The 9,474-nt window shown below is 63.0% G+C and carries 9 protein-coding genes; 3 read left to right on the top strand and 6 right to left on the bottom strand.

Features of this window, described 5'->3' with window-relative positions:
* Positions 1-59: 59 nt before the first annotated feature.
* From AC1Y2B_RS16875 to AC1Y2B_RS16890, 4 genes are all read right to left on the bottom strand, one after another.
* Positions 60-485 carry a glyoxalase superfamily protein gene (locus tag AC1Y2B_RS16875; protein WP_482254280.1) on the bottom strand — a complete coding sequence of 142 codons (426 nt, stop codon included), beginning with the start codon at positions 483-485 and terminating at the stop codon, positions 60-62.
* A 471-nt stretch (positions 486-956) separates the two neighbouring features.
* Positions 957-1,955 (bottom strand): dimethylarginine dimethylaminohydrolase family protein, encoded by a 999-nt coding sequence (locus AC1Y2B_RS16880; RefSeq protein WP_482254281.1) that lies wholly within the window; start codon positions 1,953-1,955, stop codon positions 957-959.
* A 110-nt stretch (positions 1,956-2,065) separates the two neighbouring features.
* On the bottom strand, positions 2,066-2,833 hold the full coding sequence (locus tag AC1Y2B_RS16885) for an SDR family NAD(P)-dependent oxidoreductase (protein WP_482254282.1): 768 nt from the start codon (positions 2,831-2,833) through the stop codon (positions 2,066-2,068).
* 54 nt (positions 2,834-2,887) lie between these two features.
* Complete coding sequence (locus AC1Y2B_RS16890; protein ID WP_482254283.1) at positions 2,888-3,316, bottom strand: organic hydroperoxide resistance protein; 429 nt, start codon at positions 3,314-3,316, stop codon at positions 2,888-2,890.
* Between the two features lie 114 nt (positions 3,317-3,430).
* Between AC1Y2B_RS16890 and AC1Y2B_RS16895 the strand changes: the two genes are divergently transcribed.
* The gene (locus AC1Y2B_RS16895; RefSeq protein ID WP_482254284.1) at positions 3,431-3,865 is read left to right on the top strand and encodes a MarR family winged helix-turn-helix transcriptional regulator; all 435 of its coding nucleotides are present in this window, start codon (positions 3,431-3,433) and stop codon (positions 3,863-3,865) included.
* On the opposite strand, the gene queG is transcribed toward AC1Y2B_RS16895, so the two are convergent.
* Both queG and AC1Y2B_RS16905 read right to left on the bottom strand, forming a co-directional pair.
* Positions 3,831-4,898, bottom strand: a complete 1,068-nt coding sequence (gene queG / locus AC1Y2B_RS16900; protein WP_482254285.1) for a tRNA epoxyqueuosine(34) reductase QueG — start codon at positions 4,896-4,898, stop codon at positions 3,831-3,833. The genes AC1Y2B_RS16895 and queG overlap by 35 nt on opposite strands.
* 23 nt (positions 4,899-4,921) lie before the next feature.
* Positions 4,922-5,197 (bottom strand): hypothetical protein, encoded by a 276-nt coding sequence (locus AC1Y2B_RS16905; protein WP_482254286.1) that lies wholly within the window; start codon positions 5,195-5,197, stop codon positions 4,922-4,924.
* A gap of 255 nt (positions 5,198-5,452) precedes the next feature.
* On the opposite strand from AC1Y2B_RS16905, the gene clpB reads away from it, so the two are divergent.
* Together clpB and AC1Y2B_RS16915 are read left to right on the top strand one after the other, a co-directional pair.
* Positions 5,453-8,065 (top strand): ATP-dependent chaperone ClpB, encoded by a 2,613-nt coding sequence (gene clpB, locus AC1Y2B_RS16910; RefSeq protein ID WP_482254287.1) that lies wholly within the window; start codon positions 5,453-5,455, stop codon positions 8,063-8,065.
* A gap of 85 nt (positions 8,066-8,150) precedes the next feature.
* Positions 8,151-9,329, top strand: a complete 1,179-nt coding sequence (locus AC1Y2B_RS16915; protein WP_482254288.1) for a cation:proton antiporter — start codon at positions 8,151-8,153, stop codon at positions 9,327-9,329.
* Positions 9,330-9,474 lie beyond the last annotated feature (145 nt).

A 9,474-nucleotide genomic window follows, 5' to 3' on the forward strand; every position in this document is an offset into this window, starting at 1 on the left:
CCGAAATCGCGGCAGGATTGCGGAAATTTGGTGCAGGACCCAAGGAAATTGCGCTGCCTTTATCCCCAAAGAACCAAGTGCGGGGTTCCGTCCGAAGTCTTGTCCAGCGAACGGCCATCGGCCCCGATCACCTTGCGGACCCTGCTGCGGAAGTTGGAAAAGCTGTCGAAGCTGACCACGTCAACCGGCTTGTCGAAGGCCAGCGTGACCTCGTAAGATCCGTCGCCAAGTGGCCGGATGTCCGTCACTTCGGCAAGAAAATCCTGCTTCAGGTAGCGACCGGGCACGATCTGCCCCAGATGTACCGGAGGACGCGGTTCATTGCCGATTGCGGCGTGCAGCGTGTTCCAATCGCGCTGGCCGTAGCTTTTGGCCAGCAGTTCAAGGGCGGCGGAGTGGCTGATTTCACGCCCTTGTTCGGCAAGATCTAAACGAAGGTAGCGGGCTTGGGCCTTGGCGGCCTCTAGGCTGGGAAGTTCGGTCATGGCCTGTCCTAAGCGGGACTAGATGCTCGGGTGCCTGCGTTGCCGATGCGTCCCGATCTGGATCAGGTTGCGGCTTTGGTCCCCGGTTTCACCACGAATTGCAGGCGGCAGGCACCGGATGCCCTGCCGCCTGACTAGATCGTTTGCCGGTGCCGGTCAATGCGCCTAGACACGCCGGCCGCGCTCGATCCTCGCATATTCTACGATCATTCGCCCGGGCTGCTCGGCCGAGGGCTGGCGCTGCCAGACGGTATGCCAAGCCGACTCGGACCTATCACGGGCGATGCGAAAGAAGTGCTTCAGCCGCTGCGCGTTGCTAGGGGTGTGATGATCTGCCAGATGTTTTGTCATGTCGATCCTCTCCCAATTGGGCTCTTAGAATAGCAGAGGATCGCGGGTTGACCTAATGCTGGGTTAGGACCCTGTCAGGTTCCGCCGGTTTGGCCGCGCCGCACCGGCGGAATTCGCCGCTTACAGGCTGTCGCGGCGCAGCGGGGTGGTGGAGCAATGCAATCCGCCGCCGTTCTTGTGGTTGGCCGCGTAGGGGATCGTTTGCCATGTAACCCCCGCCGCCGCGAGCCTGTCGAGCGTGCGATTGGTGGCGCCCTCGGGCATCAGGACCTTGCCGGGGGCGATGGCGAGGGAGTTCACGATCCAGGGGTCATCGCCGGGGTCGGTCTCGATGTAGCGGATGCCGCGGGCGGTCAGGTCTTCCAGGAAGGAGTAGGGCAGGCCCATCGGGTTGAGGATGGCAAGGTCCTTGTCGATCATCAGGAACGAAACGTCGAGGTGGATGTCGTACCCGGTCAGTTCGACGATCAGAAGTTCGACCCCCTGCCGCTTCAGGACCTCGCCCACCTGTTCGGCGCCCTCGCGGTTCACGCGGACTCCGACGCCGATGGCGCAGGTCTTGTCGTTCAGCCAGGCAAAGCTGCCGCCTTCCATGATGCCCTTGCCCGAGATGGTGCGCAGGATCGGGATGCCGATCTTGGCGAGGGTGCGGGTGACGGCGAGTTCCTCGCCACGACGGATCCGGGCGCCCATCCGGCAGACGATCGCGCCGCCTTTGACCATGATCAGCGGATCGCGGGTGTAGATCTGTTTCAGGCGGTTGCCGGCCTCGCCGTCCATGTAGTGGATGTCCACGCCCTCGGCGGTCAGGGCGGCGGTGAAGGCGTCGTGCTGGCGCTGCATCAGGGGCAGGTCGGGGAGGGTGTCGGATTGGAAGTACCAGCCTACGGCGGGGTCGCCGTAGCTTCCGATCTCGGGCAGGCGCTTCAAGGGGTCGACGACGTTCAGTTCGGGGCCGGGGCGGTGCATCAGGATGCTGCGGATCTTGCCCACGTCGTTGTCGATGCCCCAGACGGCGCCCCAGGAGGAGAGGAGTTCAGAGGGGTCCTCGAAGGGGGGTTCGGCCCCGGCGGCGAAGGTTTTCACGGTTTGGGTGTAGATCCAGTGGGCGTCTGACATGGGCGGGCCTTTGGGTTGGATTGCACGCGTGCAATCTTAGTTATAGTATTGATTTCAAAAGGTTTGTGCCTCTGGCATTAACCTTTTGTTCAGACTTTCACGCGGTGATTTCACACTGCGGAGAAGCCATTGTCGACGAAAAGCTGGGTGCCGTTGACGAACTCGGCGTCATCCGAGGCCAGATATAGCGCGGCGCGTGCGATGTCTTCGGGCTGGCCGAAACGGCCTTGGGCAGCCTTGAGGGCAGCCTCGGAGACGTCAACACCAAGGGCGGTCAGCTCCTGCACCTCGCGCAGGCCATGGGGGGTTTCGATGAAGCCGGGGCAGATGGCGTTGCAGCGGATGCCGCGGTCGCGGAATTCCACCGCGATGGCGCGGGCGAACATGTGACAGGCGCCTTTGGTGGCGTCGTAAAGCACTTCGTTCGGCGTGGCATAGACGGCGGAGATCGAGGAGGTGCAGACGATGGCGCCCTTGCCCTGTTCCAGCATCATGGGCAGAACAGCGCGGGTCATCAGGTACATCGACTTGACGTTGACGTCGAACAGGAAGTCCCAGTCCTCTTCCTCGGTTTCAAGGAAGGGTTTGATGACGATGGTGCCAGCGTGGTTGAACAGCACGTTCACCGGGCCGAGCGAGGCCTTGATGTTGGCCACGGCAGCCTCGACCTCGGATTTTCTGGAGACGTCGGCAGTGGCGAAGACCACGCGCTTGCCCGCTTGTGCCAGTTCGAATGCCAGCGCCTGACCGGCCTGAACGTTGCGGTCGATGATACCCACCGCCGCGCCTTCGGCGGCGAACAACCGCACTGCGGCGGCACCACAGCCCGTGGCACCGCCGGAGACGATTGCGACTTTTCCTTTGAGACGGTCGACCATGGCACTCTCCGATTTTGGCCGCAGCCTAGCATCGGAGGGGGCGGTGGCAAGGTCTCAGACGACTTCGGTTTGCACGGTGACGTTGCCGCGGGAGAAGTCCGAATAGGGGCAGATGAAATGGCCACGTTCAGCAATCTTGGCGGCGACATCGGGGGCGACGCCGGGCATCGAGATGGACAGGTTGACGGCAAGGCCGAAGCCGCCTTCCGAGCGCGGGCCGATGCCGACATGGGCGGTGACGGTGGCATTGTCGGGCACGGTGCCGAGCTTTTCCGACGCGGCGGCGAAGCGCATGGCACCCAGGTAGCAGGCGGCATAACCGAGGGCGAAGAGTTCTTCAGGGTTGTGGCCGGCGCTGGAGCCGCCAAGCTCCTTGGGCGATGTCATGGTGATGGTCAGCTTGCCATCGGCCAGTTTGGCCAGGCCATTGCGGCCGCCACCGGTGGCGGTGGCTTCGGTCCAGTATTTCGGGTCAACGGACATGGTATACCTCGTTTGCGATTTGATCGTGTGCGATTGGTTACTGCGGCCCGGTGAGTCGGTCAAGGCTCTTGCGATTGGATCGTGTGCGATTTAATCAGGGGGCAGAGGTGATCCATGGGCCAACCTGACCTGAAGCTTCCTGACATGATCTGCTTTGCGCTGTACTCGGCCAACCACGCCATGCAGCGGGTCTATCAGCCGCTGCTGGCCGGCTTTGGTTTAACCTATCCGCAGTTTCTGGTGCTGATGCAGTTGTGGACGCAGGATGGTCAGACGGTCGGGGAGTTGGGCCGAGCCTTGCAGTTGGAGTCAAACACCCTGACGCCGCTGTTGAAGCGGATGGAGGCGCAGGGGCTGGTCAGCCGGGCACGGGTTGCCAAGGACGAGCGGCAGGTGCGGGTGGCGTTGACCGACAAGGGGCGGGGCTTGCAGGCGGAGTCGGATGCGATTGCTGGCTGTGTCTTCGATGCCTGCGGGATGGCGGCAGACGAGTTGTTGGCGCTGCGCGATCAGATCACCGGGCTGCGGGACCGGCTGCGAGCCGTTTGAGCGCCCAATGGGCGGCATCTTGCACGGTGGGGTCGGGGTCTGTGGTCAGGCGCTGGGCTATTGGGATCAACGCTGGATCGGCGGAGTTGCCGATGGCGTAGAGGACGTTTCGGACCATGCGGTCGCGGCCGATGCGCTTGATGGGGGAACCGGCGAAACGGGTTCGGAATTGGGCGTCGTCGAGGCTGGCAAGGTCGGACAGTTCGGGCAGGCCGATTTTGGGCTGATAGCCGATTTCTGACGCAGCGACGGCGAATTTGTTCCAGGGGCAGGCGGCGAGGCAATCGTCGCAGCCGTAGATCCGGTTGCCCATCAGGGGGCGGAGGTCGTCGGCGACGGGGCCTTTGTGCTCGATGGTGAGGTAGGAGATGCAGCGGCGGGCATCGAGTTGGTAGGGGGCGGGGAAGGCTTTCGTCGGGCAGGCGTCAAGGCAGGCGGTGCAGGTGCCGCAATGGGAGGTCTCGGGCGCGTCTTTGGGCAGATCGAGGGTGGTGAAGATGGCGCCGAGGAAGAACCAGTTGCCCAAGGAGCGAGAGAGAAGGTTGGTGTGCTTGCCTTGCCAGCCAAGGCCAGCCGCTTCGGCGAGGGGTTTTTCCATGACGGGGGCGGTGTCGACGAAGACTTTGACCTCGCAGGGGGCCTGGTCGATCAGCCAGCGGGCAAGGCGTTTGAGGCGGCGTTTGACAAGGTCGTGGTAGTCCTTGCCCTGGGCATAGGTTGAGATGACGCCGTGGGAGGGGTGGTTCAGGCCTTCGAGCGGGTTGGTTTCGGGCGTGTAAACCTCGGCCAGCATGATGACGGAGCGCGCCTGTGGCCAAAGGGCGGCGGGGTTGCTGCGCCACGCCTCTCGCTCTGCCATCCAAGACATCTGGCCGTGGTGGTCTGCGGCAAGGAAGCTGCGCAGGCGGGGGATGGCTTGCGGGATGGCATCGGGTGCGGTGATGCCGATGGCGGAAAAGCCGAAGTCAAGCGCGGTCTGGCGAAGGGATGCGGTGAGCACTTGCACGGAAGGGCCTTGGGTTGGGGCCTTCATTAGGCGGGCAAGCGGCCCGATGGTCAAGCGGTGCCGCGGCTGGGTTTGAACACGCGCTCTGCCAGCAGCGCCACTTCGCCGCGCAGCAGGGAAAAACGCGGCAGGCGATACTTGTGGCCGACTGACCTGGCTTCGGCTTCGGCGAGGTGTTCTTTCGCCCGCAGGGTGGCGAAAATGCTGCTTTCATATTCTGCAATCGGAGGGAAGCGGGTCTTGATCGACGAGCGCACCGGCGTGGACGTGCCAAGGGATGGGGTGGCGTCAAACATGGACGGGCAGTCCGTCTGTTCCACGTTCATGGGTCTTCCTCCGAAACTTCACAGCAAACTGTATCTGGCCCGCTAGCCTATAGGGCATGGGCGACCGATCCGGCATCGGGCAGGGGCATAAGGCGGCTATCCTGATGGATACCTTTGCGCCTCGGTTTGAAAAAGCGGGGCGCGGCAGATTGATGCATTGCAAAGCACGGGCGGCATACCCAAGTGAATGCCGAGGCTTGAGGGATGTGCTGTTGCTGCGGGCATCCTATGGGCGCTTGAACGGGAGAAGCCACTATGAACCTTGAGAAATTTACCGAGCGGTCGCGCGGGTTCCTGCAAGCGGCGCAGACGATTGCGATGCGGGAAAGCCACCAGCGGCTGGCGCCCGAGCATCTGCTGAAGGCGCTGATGGATGACGAGCAGGGTCTGTCCTCTAACTTGATCCGGCGTGCGGGCGGCGAGCCTGCGCGGGTGACCGAGTCGCTGGCGCTGTCCTTGGCCAAGGTGCCGAAGGTGACGGGTGACGCGCAGCCCTTCATGGACCCCGCGCTGGCACGCGTGCTGGACGAGGCGGAGAAGGTTGCCAAGAAGGCCGGCGACAGTTTCGTTCCAGTGGAGCGGATCCTGATGGCGTTGACCATGGTCGCCTCGAAAGCCAAGGAGGCTTTGGATGCGGGTGCCGTTACGGCGCAGAAGCTGAATGCGGCGATCAACGAGATCCGGAAGGGGCGGACGGCGGATTCGGCCTCGGCCGAGGAAGGCTATGACGCGCTGAAGAAATATGCGCGCGATCTGACCGAGGCAGCGGCTGAAGGGAAGATCGACCCGATCATCGGGCGGGATGACGAGATCCGGCGCACGATGCAGGTGCTGTCGCGGCGGACGAAGAACAATCCGGTGCTGATTGGCGAGCCCGGCGTGGGCAAGACGGCGATTGCTGAAGGCCTTGCGCTGCGCATCGTCAATGGTGACGTGCCGGAATCGTTGCGCAACAAGAAGCTGATGGCGCTGGATATGGGGTCGTTGATTGCGGGCTCGAAATACCGGGGCGAGTTTGAGGAGCGGTTGAAGGCGGTCTTGAACGAGGTCACCTCGGCTGAGGGCGACATCATTTTGTTCATCGACGAGATGCACACGCTGGTGGGTGCCGGCAAGTCGGATGGGGCTATGGATGCGGCCAACCTGATCAAGCCGGCCTTGGCGCGGGGCGATCTGCACTGCGTTGGGGCGACGACGCTGGATGAATACCGCAAGTATGTGGAGAAGGACGCGGCCTTGGCCCGGCGCTTTCAGCCGGTGATGGTGAATGAGCCGACGGTGGAAGATACGATCAGCATCCTGCGCGGCATCAAGGAGAAGTACGAACTGCACCACGGCGTGCGGATTTCGGACTCGGCCCTGGTGGCGGCGGCGACGTTGTCGCACCGGTATATCACCGACCGATTCTTGCCGGACAAGGCGATTGACCTTGTGGATGAGGCGGCTTCGCGGCTGCGGATGGAGGTGGATTCAAAGCCCGAGGAATTGGACGCTTTGGACCGCAGCATTCTGCAACTGCAGATCGAAGCCGAGGCGCTGAAGAAGGAAGATGACGCGGCGTCCAAGGATAGGCTGGAGAAGCTGGAGAAGGAACTGGCGGATTTGCTGGAACAGTCGGCGTCGATGACGGCGACGTGGCAGGCGGAAAGGGACTCGCTGGAAAAGGCGCGCGAGATCAAGGAGCAACTGGACCGGGCACGTGCTGAACTGGAAAGCGCCAAGCGCGATGGCGATTTCGCCAAGGCGGGCGAGTTGCAGTATGGCCGGATACCGGGGCTGGAGAAGGAATTGGTCGAGGCTGAAGCCCGTGAGGGTGAGGCTTTGGTGTCTGAAGCTGTGCGGCCGGAGCAGATTGCCGAGGTTGTGGAGCGGTGGACCGGAATCCCGACGTCGCGGATGCTGGAGGGCGAGAAGGAAAAGCTGCTCGCCATGGAAGACAAGCTGGGCGAGCGGGTTGTGGGGCAGAGGGCGGCTGTTACGGCGGTGGCCAATGCTGTGCGGCGCGCGCGGGCGGGTCTGAATGACGAGGGGCGGCCTTTGGGAAGCTTCCTGTTCCTTGGGCCGACCGGCGTCGGCAAGACCGAGCTGACCAAGGCTTTGGCGGAGTATCTGTTCGATGATGACAGCGCGATGGTGCGGATCGACATGAGCGAGTTCATGGAGAAGCACGCGGTCAGCCGTCTGATTGGGGCGCCTCCGGGCTATGTCGGGTATGATGAGGGCGGGGTTCTGACCGAAGCCGTGCGGCGGCGGCCCTATCAGGTTGTGCTGTTCGACGAGGTCGAGAAGGCGCATCCGGATGTGTTCAACGTGCTGTTGCAGGTGCTGGATGATGGTGTGCTGACGGATGGTCAGGGCCGGACTGTGGATTTCAAGCAGACGCTGATCATCCTGACCTCGAACCTTGGGGCCTATAGTCTGAGCCAGTTGCCGGAAGGGGCTGACCCGACGCAAGCGCGGGCCGAGGTGATGGAGGCGGTGCGGGCGCACTTCCGGCCCGAGTTCCTGAACCGGCTGGATGAGACGATCATCTTTGAACGTCTGGCCCGGGCCGACATGGGCGCGATTGTCGAGATTCAGTTGCGCAAGCTGGAAGCTCGGCTGGCGGGGCGGAAGATCACGCTGGAGTTGGATGCGGCAGCCAAGGCCTGGCTGGCGAATGAAGGCTATGACCCGGTCTATGGCGCAAGGCCGCTGAAACGGGTCATTCAGCGCAACCTGCAGGACCAGTTGGCGCAGATGCTGCTGGCGGGTGATATTCTGGATGGCAGCACCGTGGTGGTGTCCGCGGGACTCGGCGGTTTGTTGATTGGCGACCGGCTGGTGCCCTCGACCAAGGCGCAGCCGCATCCGCATGTGGTGCACTGAAGGACAAGGGGCTCGGCACGCCGGGCCCCTTTCGTTTTGGGGGATGACACCCTAGAACCACGTTGGAAACAGCGGTGGCACCGGGATGTCGATCAGCGAAACCTTGCTTCTGGCCTTGTTGGTGATCTTCACGCTGCCTTGGGCGGTGTGGCGGGCCTTGGGGGGCACACTGACTCTGCCTTTGGTCGTGGTGCAAATCGTCGGCGGCATTCTGTTGGGGCCGGGGGTTTTGGGGGTTTTGGCGCCTGCCGTCTATCAGGGGCTTTTCCGGGTTGAGGTGATTGGCGGGATCAACGCCATCGCGCAATGGGCGGTGATGCTGTTCGTCTTCGTCGCCGGGCTGGAGCTGGATGTGACCCAAGCTTGGGCCAAACGGCGGGAAACCTCGATTGCGGCGGGATTTGCACTGGTGGTGCCTTTGGCGCTGGGCGCCGGGGTGGCTTTCGGGCTGGTGCAGGCACCGGGCTGGGTGGGCGACAAGGGGCAGGACTGGCAAGCCGTGCTGGGAATTGGCATGGCTTGTGCTGTGACCGCCTTGCCGATTCTGGTGCTGTTTCTGGGCCAGTTGGGATTGTTGCGGCAGCCTTTGGGCCAACGCATCCTGCGCTATGCCAGTCTGGACGACGTGGCGATCTGGGGCGTGCTGGCGTTGATTCTGCTGGATTGGGAGCGTTTGGGGCGGCAGGTGGGCTTCGTGCTGGTGTTCCTGACCGCGGCACCGCTGTTGCGACGGGGGGTCCCCCGGTTGCGTCAGGCGGACCGTTGGTTTGTCGGGCTGATCTGGCTGGCTGCCTGCGCTTTTGCGGCGGACTGGGCCGGGCTGCATTACATGGTGGGCGCGTTCCTGTCCGGCGCGGTGCTGGAGGCGCGCTGGTTCGGGGCTGACCGCATTGATGGCTTCCGCGAAGCGGTGCTGGTGGCGCTGATGCCGGTATTCTTCCTGTCGACCGGATTGCGGACCAGTTGGGAGATGGGTGGCCCGACGGTGTTCCTTGCCGCAGGCTTGCTGCTGGTCGCGGCGGTCGGAGGCAAACTGGCGGGCGTGCACCTGGCCGGACGCATTCTGGGTTGGAAGCGCCCAGAGACCTGGGTGATTGGCTGGCTGTTGCAGACCAAGGCGCTGATCATGATCATCTTCGCCAATATACTCTTGGACAAGGCGATCATCTCGGCTGCCACATTCACCGCCCTCTTGCTGATGGCGGTGGCGAGCACACTGCTGACCATGCCGATCGTCACGCGCAGGCTGACGGCGCTGTCGTAGGGTGGGGTTGTAACCCCACCCTACTTATCACGGCTTTGTGAGGTCGAAGCGTGAAACGTCACAGGCATTCTCGGCGTATTGTCTTACGTGGCGGCTGGAGTTTTGCTTTCCTTCAAGTTTGCCCCATCATTTGCCCATTGGCATG

The organism is Stagnihabitans sp., assembly GCF_964946895.1.

Coding starts and splice junctions, on each gene's coding strand:
- clpB (WP_482254287.1), top strand. CDS start 5,453: ATGAACCTTGAGAAATTTACCGAGCGGTCGCGCGGGTTCCTGCAAGCG.
- AC1Y2B_RS16905 (WP_482254286.1), bottom strand. CDS start 5,197: ATGAACGTGGAACAGACGGACTGCCCGTCCATGTTTGACGCCACCCCA.
- AC1Y2B_RS16895 (WP_482254284.1), top strand. CDS start 3,431: ATGGGCCAACCTGACCTGAAGCTTCCTGACATGATCTGCTTTGCGCTG.
- AC1Y2B_RS16875 (WP_482254280.1), bottom strand. CDS start 485: ATGACCGAACTTCCCAGCCTAGAGGCCGCCAAGGCCCAAGCCCGCTAC.
- queG (WP_482254285.1), bottom strand. CDS start 4,898: ATGAAGGCCCCAACCCAAGGCCCTTCCGTGCAAGTGCTCACCGCATCC.
- AC1Y2B_RS16885 (WP_482254282.1), bottom strand. CDS start 2,833: ATGGTCGACCGTCTCAAAGGAAAAGTCGCAATCGTCTCCGGCGGTGCC.
- AC1Y2B_RS16880 (WP_482254281.1), bottom strand. CDS start 1,955: ATGTCAGACGCCCACTGGATCTACACCCAAACCGTGAAAACCTTCGCC.
- AC1Y2B_RS16890 (WP_482254283.1), bottom strand. CDS start 3,316: ATGTCCGTTGACCCGAAATACTGGACCGAAGCCACCGCCACCGGTGGC.
- AC1Y2B_RS16915 (WP_482254288.1), top strand. CDS start 8,151: ATGTCGATCAGCGAAACCTTGCTTCTGGCCTTGTTGGTGATCTTCACG.